Source organism: Thalassospira sp. CA1, from assembly GCF_059052855.1.
The window spans coordinates 388,443-405,239 of record NZ_JBZCIA010000002.1; the positions used below are offsets into that span (position 1 = coordinate 388,443).

18 protein-coding genes are annotated in these 16,797 nt (G+C 52.7%); 17 read left to right on the plus strand and 1 reads right to left on the minus strand.

The genetic code is table 11. The annotated features are described in order from the left end of the window. The 4 genes from AC5Q5A_RS05875 (at position 1) to AC5Q5A_RS05890 (ending at position 4,344) form a co-directional block, all read left to right on the plus strand. A complete protein-coding gene (locus AC5Q5A_RS05875) occupies positions 1-1,107 on the plus strand; it encodes a DNA polymerase III subunit delta' (protein WP_493894660.1) in 1,107 nt (368 codons plus the stop codon). Between the two features lie 86 nt (positions 1,108-1,193). Further along, positions 1,194-2,759 carry a methionine--tRNA ligase gene (metG, locus tag AC5Q5A_RS05880; protein ID WP_493894661.1) on the plus strand — a complete coding sequence of 522 codons (1,566 nt, stop codon included), beginning with the start codon at positions 1,194-1,196 and terminating at the stop codon, positions 2,757-2,759. Beyond that, a complete protein-coding gene (locus AC5Q5A_RS05885) occupies positions 2,756-3,568 on the plus strand; it encodes a TatD family hydrolase (RefSeq protein WP_493894662.1) in 813 nt (270 codons plus the stop codon). The genes metG and AC5Q5A_RS05885 overlap by 4 nt, the downstream gene beginning before the upstream one ends. Before the next feature lie 2 nt (positions 3,569-3,570). Beyond that, entirely contained in the window at positions 3,571-4,344 is a 774-nt protein-coding gene (locus AC5Q5A_RS05890) for an MBL fold metallo-hydrolase (protein ID WP_493894663.1), read from the plus strand. A gap of 106 nt (positions 4,345-4,450) precedes the next feature. Here AC5Q5A_RS05890 and AC5Q5A_RS05895 read toward each other — a convergent pair whose 3' ends face one another. Continuing rightward, positions 4,451-5,044, minus strand: a complete 594-nt coding sequence (locus AC5Q5A_RS05895) for a 4'-phosphopantetheinyl transferase family protein (protein WP_493894664.1) — start codon at positions 5,042-5,044, stop codon at positions 4,451-4,453. Between the two features lie 93 nt (positions 5,045-5,137). Here AC5Q5A_RS05895 and AC5Q5A_RS05900 point away from each other — a divergent pair, with 93 nt between their 5' ends. The 13 genes from AC5Q5A_RS05900 to AC5Q5A_RS05960 are packed head-to-tail and all read left to right on the plus strand — an operon-like array spanning position 5,138 to position 16,796. After that, a complete protein-coding gene (locus AC5Q5A_RS05900) occupies positions 5,138-5,539 on the plus strand; it encodes a hypothetical protein (RefSeq protein ID WP_493894665.1) in 402 nt (133 codons plus the stop codon). Positions 5,540-5,550: 11 nt separating this feature from the next. Next, positions 5,551-6,294 (plus strand): beta-ketoacyl synthase chain length factor, encoded by a 744-nt coding sequence (locus AC5Q5A_RS05905; RefSeq protein ID WP_493894666.1) that lies wholly within the window; start codon positions 5,551-5,553, stop codon positions 6,292-6,294. Continuing rightward, on the plus strand, positions 6,287-7,129 hold the full coding sequence (locus tag AC5Q5A_RS05910) for a lysophospholipid acyltransferase family protein (protein ID WP_493894667.1): 843 nt from the start codon (positions 6,287-6,289) through the stop codon (positions 7,127-7,129). Before AC5Q5A_RS05905 ends, AC5Q5A_RS05910 begins: the two co-directional genes overlap by 8 nt. After that, positions 7,104-7,367 (plus strand): phosphopantetheine-binding protein, encoded by a 264-nt coding sequence (locus AC5Q5A_RS05915; protein ID WP_064781382.1) that lies wholly within the window; start codon positions 7,104-7,106, stop codon positions 7,365-7,367. Before AC5Q5A_RS05910 ends, AC5Q5A_RS05915 begins: the two co-directional genes overlap by 26 nt. A 2-nt stretch (positions 7,368-7,369) precedes the next feature. Continuing rightward, complete coding sequence (locus tag AC5Q5A_RS05920) at positions 7,370-7,618, plus strand: acyl carrier protein (RefSeq protein ID WP_064781383.1); 249 nt, start codon at positions 7,370-7,372, stop codon at positions 7,616-7,618. Beyond that, entirely contained in the window at positions 7,599-8,192 is a 594-nt protein-coding gene (locus AC5Q5A_RS05925; protein WP_493894668.1) for a COG4648 family protein, read from the plus strand. Before AC5Q5A_RS05920 ends, AC5Q5A_RS05925 begins: the two co-directional genes overlap by 20 nt. Beyond that, positions 8,189-9,874: an ApeI family dehydratase gene (locus tag AC5Q5A_RS05930; protein ID WP_493894669.1), complete on the plus strand. Its 1,686-nt coding sequence runs from the start codon at positions 8,189-8,191 to the stop codon at positions 9,872-9,874. The genes AC5Q5A_RS05925 and AC5Q5A_RS05930 overlap by 4 nt, the downstream gene beginning before the upstream one ends. Continuing rightward, positions 9,871-11,556 carry a glycosyltransferase family 2 protein gene (locus AC5Q5A_RS05935; protein WP_493894670.1) on the plus strand — a complete coding sequence of 562 codons (1,686 nt, stop codon included), beginning with the start codon at positions 9,871-9,873 and terminating at the stop codon, positions 11,554-11,556. The genes AC5Q5A_RS05930 and AC5Q5A_RS05935 overlap by 4 nt, the downstream gene beginning before the upstream one ends. A 39-nt stretch (positions 11,557-11,595) precedes the next feature. Further along, the gene (locus AC5Q5A_RS05940) at positions 11,596-12,003 is read left to right on the plus strand and encodes an acyl-CoA thioesterase (protein ID WP_493894671.1); all 408 of its coding nucleotides are present in this window, start codon (positions 11,596-11,598) and stop codon (positions 12,001-12,003) included. Next, a complete protein-coding gene (locus AC5Q5A_RS05945; protein ID WP_493894672.1) occupies positions 12,000-12,638 on the plus strand; it encodes a LolA family protein in 639 nt (212 codons plus the stop codon). The genes AC5Q5A_RS05940 and AC5Q5A_RS05945 overlap by 4 nt, the downstream gene beginning before the upstream one ends. Then, positions 12,635-14,941 carry an MMPL family transporter gene (locus tag AC5Q5A_RS05950; protein WP_493894673.1) on the plus strand — a complete coding sequence of 769 codons (2,307 nt, stop codon included), beginning with the start codon at positions 12,635-12,637 and terminating at the stop codon, positions 14,939-14,941. The genes AC5Q5A_RS05945 and AC5Q5A_RS05950 overlap by 4 nt, the downstream gene beginning before the upstream one ends. Continuing rightward, entirely contained in the window at positions 14,938-16,176 is a 1,239-nt protein-coding gene (locus AC5Q5A_RS05955) for an NAD(P)/FAD-dependent oxidoreductase (protein WP_493894674.1), read from the plus strand. The genes AC5Q5A_RS05950 and AC5Q5A_RS05955 overlap by 4 nt, the downstream gene beginning before the upstream one ends. Further along, on the plus strand, positions 16,158-16,796 hold the full coding sequence (locus AC5Q5A_RS05960; protein ID WP_493894675.1) for a DUF3261 domain-containing protein: 639 nt from the start codon (positions 16,158-16,160) through the stop codon (positions 16,794-16,796). The genes AC5Q5A_RS05955 and AC5Q5A_RS05960 overlap by 19 nt, the downstream gene beginning before the upstream one ends. Position 16,797: the final 1 nt, after the last annotated feature.

A 16,797-nucleotide genomic window follows, 5' to 3' on the forward strand; every position in this document is an offset into this window, starting at 1 on the left:
ATGGCCAAGGACGACCTTCCCGAAGAAGAAAACCCCTTTGAGCCGCGACGCAATGATGCCCTTCTAGGCCACGAAGAGGCCGAGAAAGTCATTCGTGATGCCTGGAACAGCAAACGCATGCATCACGCTTGGCTGCTTTGTGGCCCCAAGGGCGTCGGTAAGGCCACACTTGCCTATCGTATGGCGCGCTTTATCCTTTCTGGCGGCGGGAATAGCGGCGGTGCAGGGCTGTTTGGCGACCAGAATGACGGTCTTTATGTCGATCCGGAAGACCCGGTAGCACGAAGGATTGCTGGCGGCGGTCATGGTGATCTTAAGGTTATCGAGCGTCAGTACGACGACAAGAAGAAACGCCTGCAGGGCGAAATCACCGTTGCCAGCGTGCGGACGGTTGGAAATTTCATGTCGAAGACCTCGGCAGAAGGCGGATGGCGGATCGTCATCGTTGATGCCGCCGATGAACTGAACCGCAATGCTGCCAACGCGATCCTCAAGGTTCTCGAAGAACCGCCGGCCAACGCCATGATGATCCTTATTGCCCATCATCCGGGACGGTTGCTACCGACCATTCGGTCGCGCTGTCGGCGCCTTAATCTTGGACCACTGCAAGATCATCAGGTTGTCGATCTTCTGGGGCGTTATTGCCCGGATATGGATCTTGGCGCACGTGACGCACTTTCGGGTCTCGCAGAAGGCAGCATCGGTCGTGCACTTCAACTCCATGAAGTGGGCGGGCTTGAGCTTTATACCGAACTTGTCGATATCATCGCCGCACTCCCCAATGCCGATGTCGCAGCCCAACATAAGTTTGCAGAGCGATTTTCACCCGCAGACAAGGACGCGGCCTTTGCAACAATCACCGAATTGATGCATTGGTGGCTTGCGCGAATGATCCGGTTTGCCGCCACAGGGCAGGCGCCCCGCGAAGTCGTTGACGGTGAATTGCCCGCCATGCAGCGCATGGCAGCCGCGCAACCGCTTGATCAATGGCTGGAGGTATGGGAAAAGATCAACGAATTGATGGGCGCGACCCGCGGTTTGCATCTTGATCGCAAGCAGGCCTTGCTGAATGCATTCTTCATGCTTGAAGAAACCATGCGAACCTGACATCACTGCCCACATACCGAAATTTTGACCATCACGGCCCATTTCGGGCCGTTTTGTTTCACGACTTGCGCGAAGGATTTGCGACCATGACCGGGCACAAACAGCCCTATTACATCACGACACCGATCTATTACGTCAACGACAAGCCCCATATCGGCCATGCCTATACCACGCTTGCCTGCGACGTTCTGGCCCGCTTCAAGCGCCTGGACGGTTATGACGTGATGTTCCTGACCGGAACCGATGAACACGGTCAAAAGGTCGACAAATCGGCCGCAGCCAAGGGCATTGCCCCACAGGCGTTTACAGACCAGGTATCGCAGAACTTCCGCGATCTTGCCGTTCATATGAACTATTCCAACGATGACTTCATCCGCACCACTGAAGAACGTCACAAAAAGGCCTGTCAGGCGCTTTGGAATACGTTGCTTGAAAAGGGCGAGATTTATCTTGGCTCCTATGATGGCTGGTATTCTGTCCGTGACGAGGCGTTCTACGGCGAGAAGGAACTGATCGAAAAAGACGGCGAAAAACTTGCTCCAACCGGCGCACCGGTGGAGTGGGTGTCTGAACCAAGTTATTTCTTCAAGTTGTCTGCTTGGGGCGACCGCCTGCTGGAATTCTACGAACAGAACCCGGACTTCATCGCACCCCAGTCACGCCGTAACGAAGTGATCAGCTTTGTGAAGGGTGGCATGCATGATCTTTCCGTATCGCGCACCAGCTTCAAGTGGGGCGTTCCGGTGCCAGGTGACGAAGACCACGTCATGTATGTCTGGCTCGATGCCCTGACCAACTATCTGACCGCGATCGGTTACCCGGATGCGGATCCGGCCAAACTTGAAAAATACTGGCCCGCTGACCTGCATATGGTCGGCAAGGATATCCTACGTTTCCACGCTGTTTACTGGCCTGCATTCCTTCTGGCTGCGGGTATCACACCGCCCAAACGCGTCTTTGCCCACGGCTGGTGGACCAACGAAGGCCAGAAAATCTCCAAATCGATAGGTAATGTGATTGATCCGTATGACCTGACCGATAAATACGGTCTGGATCAGACGCGATATTTCCTTATGCGTGAAGTTCCGTTTGGTAATGATGGGGACTTTTCTCATCGTTCCATGGTCAACCGCATGAACAGCGAACTGGCCAATGATCTTGGCAATATGTGTCAGCGTGTTCTGTCGATGATCCACAAGAACTGCAACGCCGCGATCCCGACCCCGGGCGAGTTCACCGACGCAGACAAGGAAATCCTCGCCAAGGCACACGGCATGCTTGATACCGTGCGTCCGCTCTTTGATGAGCAGGCGTTTAACAAGGGGCTGGAAGCGATCTGGGGCCTTGTGGGTGATGCCAACCGCTATGTCGATGAAATGGCACCTTGGGGCCTGAAAAAAACCGATCCGGCACGCATGGAGACGGTTTTATATGTCCTGGCCGAGGTCATTCGCCACGTTGGCATCCTTGTTCAGCCAATCATGCCGGACTCAGCTGCCAAAATCCTTGATCAGCTGGTGCTGGCCGATGATCAGCGCGGGTTTGACGCACTTGGACCGGACAACGCCCTGAAACCGGGGTCGGAAATTCCGAAACCGGCTGGCGTTTTCCCGCGCTATGTCGAGACCGAGGATGAAGGAGAGAAGGCATGAATGTCGCCCTTGTCGACAGCCACTGCCATCTGGACTACCCGCAATTTTCCGACGATCTGAGCGGAACCCTTGCGCGGGCCAAGAATGCCGGCGTTGGCATGATGGTCAGCATCGGCGTGAAACTTACGACCTTTGACAAGGTCCGCGCGGTTGCCGAACAATCTGATCATATCTATTGCACGATTGGCGTTCATCCACACGAAGCCGGCGAGGAGGGGCTTTCAAGCCCCGATGCCCTGATCGAAAAGGCATCCGACCCGAAAGTCATCGGGATCGGCGAAAGCGGACTTGATTATTTCTATGACAATGCCCCGCGCGATGCGCAGCAGCAAAGCTTTCGTGCCCATATTGCGGCTTGCCGCGAAACGGGGTTACCCTTGATCGTCCATACCCGTGATGCCGATGACGACACCATGGATATTCTGGAAGAAGAATATGAAAAGGGGCCGTTTACCGGCGTTATTCATTGCTTTTCGAGCTCCGCCGCTCTGGCGCAGCGTGCCCTGAAGATCGGATTTTATATTTCTTGTTCGGGCATCATCACCTTTAATTCCGCCAAGGAAATTCGTGCCGCTGTTGAAGACGTACCGCTGGATCGGCTGCTGGTGGAAACCGACGCGCCGTATCTCGCACCAGTGCCCAAGCGCGGCAAACCGAACGAACCGAGCTATGTCGCCCATACAGCGGCCAAGCTAGCCGAGATCAAGGGTGTTGACATCGAAGAAATCACGCGAACAACGACGGATAACTTCTTCAAACTGTTCACAAAAGCTGATCGGAACAACCTGCTTGCGCTGGGAGCAGAATAACAGTGACGAAGGTAACCATCCTTGGCTGCGGCTCCTCAAATGGTGTGCCATCGGTTGGCCTTGGATGGGGAAAGTGCGACCCGAACAATCCGAAAAACCAACGTTTACGCAGCTCAATCCTGATCGAGGAAGCTGGGAAAAAGATCCTTGTCGACGTGACACCGGATTTTCGCCAACAGGCGCTGACGCACGGTATCGACCACGTCGATGCGATCCTGTTTACCCATTCGCATGCCGATCATGTGCATGGCATTGATGATGTTCGCTGGCTGAATGTCGCCATGGAACGTCCGATTGATATCTATGCGAATGCACAGACAATCTCGGACATTGATCATCGCTTCAATTATGTCTTCACGCCGCTGCCAGAAGGCGTTGAGTTCTATTTCAAACCGGTATTGATCCCGCATGTCATCACAGGGCCAATCAAGCCAGCAGGGCTCCCAATCACGGTTTTCAGCCAAGACCACGGCTATGGCGAGACCCTGGGTTTCAAAATAGGGAAGTTTGCCTATTCAACGGATGTGGTTGAGTTCCCCGAAGAATCCAGAGAACATCTCTATGATCTGGATGTCTGGGTCGTGGATTGCTTGCGGCATCGTCCGCACAACACGCACGCACATCTCGAAAAACTTCTGGGCTGGGTCGAAGAGTTCAAACCCAAGCAAGTCTATATGACGCATATGAGCATCCAGTTTGACTACGCACAGGCGATGGCAGACACGCCAGATCACGTCGAACCAGCTTATGATGGCTTGGTTATTGAGGTGAACTAAGCACCTAAGACTTCAGAGGTGAGGTCGAAATTCCCTAACGCGACACCACACCGCGTGGTTCTATAATATATATTATGACAAATTGTTGATTATGTATCCAGGCAACCTAACTGATTGAACTATCGCTGGGTTCTGACGCCCACACCAACACTCCGCTATACTGCGCCGGTACCGCCAAGGCAGAAACGCACATCTCAGGCTGCTCGCTTCGAGCAATAATGCCGGTCGCCTTAAACCGTGCTTCATAGAGACACCACGCATTATAAAATGCCTCTGCCGACAGTCCCACATCGGCCCAACCAAGCGACTGGATCACACCCTCAATATTTCGGTCAGGTTCGTGATACTCAACATCGATGCCAACCGCCATTTGTTCATCGCATCCGAGTGCGACGCAGATCAGATCTCGGCTATGGCTGATACTTGCCATCAAGGTTTTATTTGAAAGCCTGACTACCGGCCTGCCCGACGGCTCCTTTGAAACCTCAAATGCCTGAGATGGTCCTAAATGCTCTAGCGCGAGGTTACGGAGCATTGATTGCGCGGCACTTGACGATCGCAGGCGCTGTGCGCGACGGCTTGCGTTCGCCCCATGCTCCAATCGCAGAATGGACCATAAAACACTTCCATTTCCCGCTACCTGAACAGGAAATGACGGGAAATTTTCGTCTAAAGGCCAAGTTTTGGTTGAATGGTTCATCATGGTTTCATTACACAATTAAGTATTGTTGTAACATGCAACAATCATCCGCATCGGATGCACAACATAATATCGAGAATTGGTAGGTTGGATATGCGCCGTTTAAAGTTTGCCGTTGTCGGTTTGTTGACACTTCTTGTCGCGGCCTGCCGCACGGCACCTGTCGAAAATGTCACTCATCATGCATTCCCGGCCGGTACTGAAAAGCTCAGCCTTGCGCAAATTGAAGAAAGCATCATCAAAGCCGCGTCCGACCGTGACTGGATCATCACCCGTCAGGCGGAAGGCGTATTGTTCGCGACCTACTCGCCGCGCTCGCACATGGCAAAAGTTAGAATCGGCTTCGACAAAACCGAATTCTCGATTGTTTACGCCGATAGCACGAACCTGAACTATGACGGCGCCTCGATCCATTACAATTACAATCGTTGGGTCAATAACCTGCGTCAGGATATCTTGCGTGAAGTGTCGGCCAAAGCCGCGCTTGCCAACTGACCGCGCCACTTATGTCAGCGCAAGTCGGCATTACAAACTGGGCGTTCTGGTGCGGGTCTAACGATCACGCAGATTTGAAATACGGAACGCCCGGGCTGCTTCAATCCAGTAAAACCGGGATCGGCAAGGCTGACTTGGCTGGCGGTTTGAAACCGGCATGGAAACGCCGACTGGATCTGTATGGTCGTGCCGCAGCAGAGGTTCTTACCAGAACCTTGCGCACAGACGACAATCCATACATCGTGTTTGCGTCAAGACACGGAAATATCGAACGCACCGTAAAGCTTCTGCACCAGGTCATAACCAACGAAGCACTCTCCCCGGCCGACTTTGGCATTTCGGTCCATAACGCGCTGGTGGGCATCGCATCGATTAATTGGTCAATAACTGAAAGCCATACCGCCGTTGCCGCCGGTCCTGACAGCCTTGTCGCTGGTATGACAGAGGCAATTTGCCAGATCAATGACACCAACCTGCCCGTCATATTGTGCTATATCGACCTGCCGCTGCCTGATGTATACAGACATCTTGAACAGGACGACCAAACTGGAACCGCGCTGGCCGTGCGGTTCGAACCTTTATCGGATTCCAGCCAATCCAACAGTTACACGGCCGACTTCGGTACGACTTCGGAAACGACTGGAACATCGGCACCTCTTGAGGCAGAACGGTTTGCCGAGTTTTTGGAAAGCGGCCTAGGAAAACACACGCTTTTCGGCACCAACGGTTGTTGGACCGTTACCAAAAATGACTGACAAAATAGCCCAACAGCCAGCACCTCAGCGTAAACGCACCCAAAAAGGCTTTAACTGGTACTGGCGCCTTTTCGCCACGGGCTTTGCCTTTGCCAGTTTCGGGCTCGGCGGGCTTTTTATGGCGCTTACGATTTTTCTGGCCATGATGCTGGTGCTTCAGGACCGCGAAAAACGCAGGCGCTATGCCCAGCTCGTTATTTGTCGCGGTTTCCGAGTTTTTGCCAGAATGCTTGATACAATCGGCGTCGCCTCGGTCGAAACCGAGAATATTGCGCAGCTTCGTGCAGCAAACGGGTCGATCATCATCGCCAACCACCCTACTCTGCTTGATGTTGTGATGATCCTGGCACAGCTTGATAAGTGCCAATGTGTCGTAAAGCACCAGCTGTTTCGGAATCCGTTTTTGTTCGGTGTTGTGCGGGCTGCCGGCTTTATTCGCAACGATGACAACCCGGAACACCTGATTAAACAGGCGAAACATCATCTGAGTGATGGTGCGTGCATCCTGATTTTTCCGGAGGGAACACGCACGCCAAGCAACCAAACATTGGGGAAATTCCAACGTGGCGTTGCCAACATTGCGATAGAAACACAAGCCGACTTGATTCCGGTGGTTGTGCACTGTAATCACGATACTCTGCAAAAAGGGGTACCGTGGTATAGGATCGCACCATCGAAAATACGCTATCGTATCGTGGTGGATAAGCCGCTTGCATTTGGGGATTTGCATGATCCGGAGCTCAGCCGTGCCAAACAGGCCCGGTATGTTACCCGGTTCATCAGGGATTATTTTGTGGACAGACTGAAGAATGACCGCGCTGGAAAACGAACTTAAAGCCTTTATTATCGAGACGCTTAACCTTGAAGACGTCACAGTCGAAGAAATTGACAGCGAAGAACCGCTTTTTGTCGAGGGACTTGGACTTGATTCCATTGATGCGCTCGAACTCGGGGTCGCAATTCAGAAGAAATACGACGTCCGTATTGATGCCAAGAACGAAGATGTCAAAACCCACTTCGCTTCGGTCCGCAACCTTGCGCGCTTCATCGAACAGTCCGGCAAGGAGGGGTGATCATGCATAGCCGTGAAGACGTTTATCAGCAGCTCCATGATTATCTTGTCGATATGTTCGAAGTCCCGGCAGAGGACATCCAACCTGATGCCCGCCTGATGGAAGACCTTGATCTCGACAGTATTGATGCGGTTGATCTTATTGTGAAGTTTCAGGAAATTACCGGCAAGAAAATCCCGGCCATGGAATTCCGGTCGGTGCGCACGGTAGATGATGTGGTAGAGAAAATTCATGACCTGGTCAGTTCCTAAAAGGATTTTGACCATCGTTATTGCCCTGTTGGGCATCGCCTATCCGGTTATCGTGTATTTCGGTTTGGGCGCGGTTTCCCCACGTATTATCCTGATCGCGGCCATCATCTTTGTCATTGCACGCGCTGTTATGTTCTTCATCGCCAACAAATATGGTGCGGGACTGATCGCAGGCATTGCTGCCATTATCCTCGGCGCAGCAGGCTTTGCCAGCGAGATCTTGGCTTTGCGTTTCTACCCGGTCATTATCAGTGCAACCCTCGCCCTGGTGTTCACGCTGTCGCTGTTCTCCGGAATGCCGATTATTGAGCGGTTCGCCCGCCTTCAAACACCGGAACTCGATCCGTTCGGGGTGATTTACACCCGAAGATTGACCAAAGTATGGATCGCGTTCTTTATAGCGAATGGTCTGGTTGCCTTGTGGACCGCACTTTACGCAACACTTGAAATGTGGACCCTATATAACGGGTTGATTTCATATATTTTGATTGCAGTTTTGTTTGTCGGGGAATGGCCTGTTCGCCGCATCATCAAAGCCCGCCACCAACGTCACATCAATGATCATCGAGCATGAACGGATTTTTGACAGCCCTTTACCAGACAGAAAGCCGCAATAAGCCCCAGTGCATTGTTGGTGAACGGCTAGTCACGCGCGAAGAGTTGATCAAGGATGCCGTCACACTTTCGGCAAACCTTCCGGGTGAAAAACGCATCGCAGTTCACTGTCAATCTGCACATCTGTTCACGATTGCCCTGATGGCAATATGGCAGCGTGGCTCGACGGTAATCCTGCCTGCGACCGACAAACCCGCCTATCTCGGTACCATCGATGATCAGTATGATCTTTTCCTTGATGACGCATCAATCGACGATCTGGTGAAAGATGGTCAAGCAACCTGTCCTCAGCAACCAGACCAAACACCTGATCCAGCACGTTGTTTTGCCGTGTTTTTTACATCCGGCAGCACAGGCCTTCCGAAGCCTGTTGCGAAAACACTTGAACAGATTGAGCAAGAAGTCGCCATTCAGGCCCCCCTATGGTCGCCGATGATTTCAGCAAGCGCGCGGATTGTCGGGCTGGTTTCGCACCAGCATATTTACGGCCTGATCTTTCGTGTGATCTGGCCGGTCATGTCTGGCCGGATATTCACCGCTGACCCTGCGCCATTCTGGGAAATGATGCAGGGTGACCTTAAACAGGGAGATGTCCTGATCACCAGTCCCGCACATCTCAAGAACCTGCATCCGGGTCTGGTCGATATAGCGCGACCATCTTTGATTTTCTCGTCCGGCGGACCACTTGACTACGAACATGCACAAGCGACGCGGGACATGTTCGGAACCTGTCCTATCGAAATATATGGCAGCACGGAAACCGGCGGCATTGCTTATCGACGACAAACATCCGCTGAAACAGACTGGACGCCCCTGCCCGGCGTAACACCGCGTCTGAATGATAAGGGATGCCTTGCGGTGCAGGCACCGCATATTGCCCAAGCAGACTGGTATCAAACCGAAGACAAAGCAGATATTGACCAAACTTCCGGGAAGTTTCGTTTACTGGGGCGTGCCGACCGAATTGTAAAGGTTGAAGGAAAACGTGTTTCACTGAGTTCGGTGGAACAACATTTGATGGCCTCAGATCTGGTGTCAGAGGCGGTTGTTTTACTTCCCTACGATAATGATCGCCGACTTGGTGCAATTGTTGTCCTTAGCGATGTGGGCGATGCCCGGCATCAAGAATTGGGCACTTTTCGGATGGGGCGTTTGTTACGCCGGCAGATCGCCGAATTTGAAGAAGACGCCGCCCTGCCGCAGCGCTGGCGGTTTGTTGACCAGATCCCAACAGACAGCCAGGGCAAGCGCCCGCTTCATCTGTTGCGCGCTGTGTTCGCGCAAAGGCCAACGGAACCCGATATTCTCGACACTGTTCAAACCGACGATCAGGTCGCGCTCAAACTGAGGCTGCGCCAAGACCTGATTTACTTTGCCGGTCATTTCCCGGACATGCCAATTTTACCGGGCGTCACCCAACTTCATTGGGCGACGTCCTATGCGTCATCCATGTTCGGAACGCCTGAAACAACCTCTGAGGTTTCACAGCTTAAGTTCCGAAAACCGATCCTACCGGGGCATGTTGTGAACTTGGAAATGCGCCTTGATGCAAGTCGCCAGAAAGTAAAATTCCGTTACTTCTCGGACAGTGACGGCGATCTGAGCTCGGGCATCTTGAAGTATGATGGTGACGCCGCATGAAGCTTTGTGCCGTCGTCCCCACCCATAACCACAGTTCCGCGCTGGAAAGTGTCGTGACGCGCATTCGTGCGCACGATATCCCAGTTTTTATCGTCGATGATGGTTCGGACACCGAAACCCGAAACGCCGTAATCAAGTTACATTCACCTGATGGCGGTGTTTACTGCCAACGACTTGAAGAAAATGCTGGCAAAGGCGTGGCCGTGATGACGGGCATGGCCGCGGCCATGCGTCATGGTTTCACCCATGCCTTTCAGATTGATGCCGATGGTCAGCATGACCTTGATCGCATCGATGACATGGTCAAACTTGCGCAACAATCGCCCGGAGCCCTTATTACCGGGCTTCCGATATATGATGACAGCATCCCCACCGGGCGCAAGATCGGTCGCTGCGTGACCCATGTCTGGGTCTGGATTGAAACACTGTCGCTTCAGATCCGCGACAGCATGTGCGGGTTTCGGGTCTATCCCATTGGCCCGAGCCTTGATATCTGGAAACGCCATGGCATCGGCCACAAGATGGACTTCGACACAGAGATCATGGTTCGTCTTTTCTGGCAAGGCGTGCCCGTAATCCATATGCCCATCAAGGTCACCTACCCGGTTGGAAACACGTCGAACTTTCGTATGTGGCGCGATAACGTTCTGATCAGCTGGATGCATACCCGACTGGTGTGCGGCATGCTTGCACGGCTTCCACGCTTCATTGCCAAGGGCGGACGGTTTGCGTCATCCAAAAAGGCAGACAGTGGCAACCATTGGTCTGAAATCGATGAACGCGGCATTTATTGGGGCATGCGGTTTCTCGGACAGGTTTATCGTTTTGGCGGACGAAAGCTATGTCTGGCAGTGATGTCGCCGATCATTGCCTATTTCTTCGTGACAGGGCGCACAGCACGGGCGGCATCGCAAGACTTCCTAGAACGCGTAGCAGCGCATAATGGCGATCCCAAGCCGACCACGCGTGACAGCTTTGGCCATTTCATGAAGTTCGGGGAATCTGCCCTTGATAAAATCGCTGCCTGGTGCGGCGAAATGAACATTGATGATCTTGATCTGCCCGAAGATGCGGACAGTCTTTTTTCCTATATTCCCCGGGATCAGGCGGTAATCCTCTTTGTCTCGCACTTTGGCAATATCGAACTCGTTCGCGCTATCGCCAGCCGCGATCGTAACTTTCGGGTCAATGTGCTGCTTCATCAGAAAAATGCCGCACGGTTCGGCCGCGTGCTTCAACAGCTTGCCCCGGAAAGCCAGGTCGACCTGATCGAGGTTAGCGATATCGGCCCAGATACCGCGATGCTTCTCCGCGAAAAGGTGGAACGTGGTGAATGGATCGTAATTGCTGCTGACCGTGTGGCTATCGGCGCCCGGGATAAAACGGTTTCTGTACCTTTTATCGGCCAGAATGCGCCATTTCCGCAGGGGCCATTTATCCTTGCCCACCTTCTGCAGTGCCCGATCTACATGGTCGCGGCCTGGCGCGATGGCAAACGTTTCAACATTTCTTGGGAAAAGCTGGCTGAGCGCATAGACTTGCCGCGTAAGACACGCACGGCCACAATCACGAAATATGCAAAAACATATGCAAGCTGGCTGGAAAAGCTTGTTGTGAAACAACCGCTGCAATGGTTCAATTTTTACGATTTCTGGGCAGACAAGAAGGATAACAATGAATAACCACCAGGAACACGCCAGATGTGGCAATGAGGGCGTTTGATGATCAGCGCATCAGTCACAGAAATCGTACAGTTTTATCATCTCGACCCGATGAACGTGGTCTGGCATGGCAATTACGTTCAGTTCTTCGAGAATGCCCGGTGTGCCCTGCTCGACAAGATTGACTACAATTACCCGCGGATGGATGAGTCCGGCTTTGTCTGGCCAGTCGTCGATATGCGCGTCAAATATGTCGCCCCCTGTCGCTTTGGTCAGGAAATTACGATCACGGCAACCCTGCGGGAATATGAAAATCGCCTGAAGATCGACTATCTGGTGACGGACGCGAAAACGGGCCAAAAACTGACCAAGGGATTTACCATTCAGGTCGCTGTTGAAAAAGCCAGCGGCGAAATGCTGTATCGCAGCCCGGATTTCTTCATCGAAAAGATGGAGGCTCTCCTGTGATCCGCCGTTTTCTTGTTCTGATCAAACTGTGTGCGTTCGTCATTGTCGGTCTGTCGGCAGGACAGCGGGCATTGCACGCAGAGACAGCCAAACCCACCCCGCTTGATCAGAACGAGTACCTTCAAGGCACGTTTGAGCTTGCCCGTCATCTGGACGGATTTGAAAAGCCGCTGCTGTCGCGTGGTGAATTCGTTATATCGCCTCAAAATGGTTTGATCTGGAAAACAACTTTCCCGTTTCCCGGAATAACCGTCCTTGAGGGTGATGGAATTTTTACGATTACCCCGAATGGTGACCGAAATGCCTTGGCAAGTGGGTCAGAGACACGACAGTTCGTCCGCATGATCTCTTCGGTTTTGTCAGGTAACTGGGACACCTTGCAAAGCCAGTTTGATATTGCCGAAAACGCCACACAATCAAACACATGGGAAGCCATCCTAACGCCGATCACCAATAGCGCGGTCGCGACCCAGGTGAACCGGATCGCGGCGTCAGGCGATATCTTTGTCAGGACGGTGACGATCGAAAAACCATCATCGGATCAGGATGTCATTACGTTTGATGATCAGGTGGTTGGAATGCTTCCTCTTCCACCTGAATTCGCCAAACTCTTTACAGACGGGATACCCGAATGATGCGCAGCGCATTCATTTGGATCATTTGTCTCGTCGTGATGGCCAGCTTCTCTGTCTGGCAGTTTGCGATAGACCGGACCGAATTGGATGCTGACTTTCTGTCATTGATTGGCCAGGAACAGGAACGCAATCAGGATGGCATCAGCGATATTGACGCGGTACGGGCCCTCCTAAGGGAAAATGGTCGACAGGCGATTTTGATGTTGTCCCATACTGACCGGGATCAGCTGACATCCCTTGCCGAAAAGCTCAAAACAGAAATATCGCAGATAGATGGCACTGAAAGCGTCACGCTGCCCGGACAAAGCGCCGGACGCCTTGAAGACGTGCGCGGCCTCTATGGCCCCTATGCCAGCGGGTTGTTGTCTGACAGTGACAGGACTGCACTTGCCAACGGGCAAGCAGATCTGCTGTATCAGCGCACACTTCAACAGCTTTATTCGCCGGCATCATCCTTCACCAGCACAACGTTAAAGCAGGATCCGTTCCTGCTAATGCCGGAATTTCTGACTGGTTTGGCGACCAAACTCGGCCCCGGGAATGACATCGTCACCAAAAATGATCGCAGTTATCTTCCATTGATTGTCTCACTGCAAAGTGGTCAATCGGGCCGCCATGCTCAAAACTGGGTCGATCAGATCAACCTGATCATCAGCGACGCGCACCAAAATTCCCCCGAACTGAATATCTTAAAAACCGGTCAGATATTCTTTGCCGTGAACGAAGCCGCCACAGCCAAAAGTGACGTTCAAACCATTGCTTTGATTGCGACACTTGGGATCGCAATCATGATCGGCCTGACCTTTTTTTCACCGTTACCACTTATCGGCGCGATTGTGGTTGTCGGAAGTGGACTGATTGCGGGTGCTGCAGCCCTGACTGCCTTTTTCGGCACCATTCATGCGATTGCCCTGGTGTTCGGCGCGACAATGATCGGGATTTCAATTGACTATGCCCTGCATTTTCTCGTGGTTCCGACGGGTAAAACGGGGTCCGATGATCGCTTTAAAGCAATCCGAAGCGGTCTTGGTCTGGGGCTTTTAACCTCGGTGATCGGCTTTATCGCGCTGGCACTGAGCCCCACCAGTTTGTTGCTGCAAATCGCCATCTATTCGATTGCCGGACTGCTTTCGGCCTATTGTTCGGTAAAATTCCTGCTTCCGCTTTTCCCGGCCCGCAAAGTTCGGACTAACTCGCCGATAGCGGTCATACACAACAACCTTATGGTTGCCTTGTCCTACCTTGTTGTTTCAACGCGGCTGAGATTGATTGTGGCAGGCCTCCTGATCGCCGCCCTCCCCGTTACGGCTTATCTTATTCCAGGCCATGATGACATACGCGCGCTTGGTCAAAGCAACTCGATCCTGGTGTCAGACGCCCGGACCATATCAGAAACCCTTGGCTTGGGCGGAAGTCCGGCATTTATCCGGATTGACGGCGACAGCGCACAGAAACGTCTTGAGACATCCGAGGCGGTTCGCCAAGCCATCTCACCGCTGATCGCCGACGGGAAAATTCAGGGTGCTATGGCATTATCAGATTTTGTCCCCTCCATTGCGCGCCAGAAAGCCAACAGAGAACTGGTTCGAAAAAACCTTTACCAACCATTCGCCCCAGAACTGGGCGAAGCTTTGCAAATTTCCATCAACACCCCGGATTTGGACGCGCCGTACCTTAGTCCGGATAAGGTAGGCAATACCTTGCATGAGGTGACAACACTTCAAGCTGGCGCATCCGATATCATCCGACTGCGTGGTGTTTCAGATGGTGGCGCGGTCGCCAAGGTTCTTGAGCCGTTTGACGATGCCCGCCTGATCAGCCCAACGGAAACGATCAGCGCTCAATTCGCGGAATACCGCTATTGGGCCTATGTCGCACTTGGCTCGGTTCTGCTGATTGCGCTGTTTCTTGCCTCGCTGCGCTATGGCGTTCAAAAAGGTATCCGTATCTTTTCCGCCCCTGCCGGCGCGATCTTGTTTGCGCTCCTTGGCGGGACTGTGTTGGGTGTTTCGATCAGTTTCTTTACAACGATGGCAATGTTCCTCGTCTTTGCGATTGGCGCGGATTACGTGCTTTTCCTCAGTGAAGGAAATGACGGGGAACAAGCAGCACATACCCAGCTTGCGGTCTTTCTGTCGCTGATTAGCAGCGTTCTTGCATTTGGCCTTCTGGCGACCAGTTCAGTCCCGTTGGTTAGCGATATCGGCACTGTGATAGCAATCGGCTTGGTTGGCGCCTGGTTCCTTGCCTTCTGGATGACAGCACCAATCAAACTCACGACAACAACAGGACGTGGAAATTGAGACAGGATTGCGATATCGCCGTCATTGGCGCCGGTCCCGCTGGCAGCACAGTGGCAAAACTGCTTCACGATGCAGGACTTCATGTCACAGTGCTTGAGGCACAGGAATTTCCACGCTTCGTCATAGGCGAGAGTCTTCTGCCAAATTGCATGAATGTGCTTGAACGTGCCGGTTTTCTACCCGCCCTTGAAAAAGCGGGTTTCCAGCACAAAAACGGCGCTGTATTCGAGTCCGGCAAAAAACATCGCACTATTGATTTCCGCCAGAATTTCGAGACCAGTGATTGGGGCACAACCTATCAGGTGAAGCGTGCCGAATTTGATCATATCCTTGCCAACGAGGCTGCACGCGCCGGTGTTGACCTTCGATTTGGTCATACGGTCACAGCAGTACAGACCACAGACGGTAATTGTCTCATCACCTATCAGGATAAAGCGGGCGCAACATCCGAATTGCGGGCAGGTTTTATTGTCGATGCCAGCGGCTATGGTCGTGTTTTACCAAAACTTTTGGGACTTGCCCGTGCACCGCAATCAATCGCCCGGCGTGCATTGTTTACCCATGTAAACGACCGCATTGACGACCCTGGCTATGACCGTGACAAAATCCTGATCACCGTTCATCCTGATCGTCACGATATCTGGTACTGGCTGATCCCGTTTTCAGATGGCACCGCATCCGTTGGGGTTATTTATCCTGATGGCGACCCTGAATTTGCCGGTATGTCCGAACAGAACATCTTTGACCGACTGATATCCGAAACCCGCCTTGGTCATTTGCTGGCCAATGCGAACCAAGCCCGGCAATTGCAATCAATCGCCGGATACAGTGCGGAATCTGAAAAGCTGTGCGGCGACGGGTACGTATTGCTTGGCAATGCTGCCGGTTTCCTTGATCCGGTATTCTCGTCAGGTGTTACAATTGCCCTTCATTCCGCAGAATTGGCCGCGGATATGTTGATCGCGCGCCATCAGGGACGCACCGACATCGACTGGGAGACGGGCTTTGCCAAGCCATTGGTCCGGGGCGTGGAAACCTTCAGATCGTATGTCGATGCATGGTATGACGGCCGCTTGCAGACAATTATTTTTGAACAACCAGATGATGATTCCCAACTGAAACGTATGGTCGTTTCCATCCTGGCAGGTTATGCATGGAACATGGAAAATCCGCTGGTTGCCAAAACCGACCGTTATCTTGAGATGTTGCACGACCTATGCACTCCCGCATCCTGAAATCCGCAATGATCTTTGCCTGCATGATCGGCCTGTCGGCGTGCGAGACAATGAACCTGCCTCAGGTAACCCTGCCGGATGTATTTTCAGGCAATGTTGGGCATAAGGTTGCCTTGGCAGACGGGCTTGAATTCACGCTGCCCACGGCCCCTTGGGATGAAGACGAGACAATTGATGTTGCCCAACAGGTTGAAGCAACCTGGAACAATCAAACCCAATCCGGAACCGCAACCTTTCAGGGGCGCATCAATATTCAGCCCGATCGTGCGCGAATTGTCCTGATTGATGATCTTGGCCGTCGCGCCGTTGAAATCGACTGGACCGCTGAGGAAATCATAATCCACAATGCGAATTGGTTGCCGCAAGAATTTGATACCAAAAGACTTCTTGCGGACATTGTCATGACCTATTGGCCACTTGATGCTGTTGAAGATGCCCTGCCCGATAGTATGTCGGTTCATGAGGGATTTGGTGAACGAACCATTCGGCTTGACGATACGGGCCGCAAATACGCCTCCATCGAACACCCGATCAAAGACGTCTGGCAAGGTCAGGCCATTCTGAAAAACCAGCAATTCAACTATCGCATCAAGATCAATTCAATACGGACCGGGAATTAAG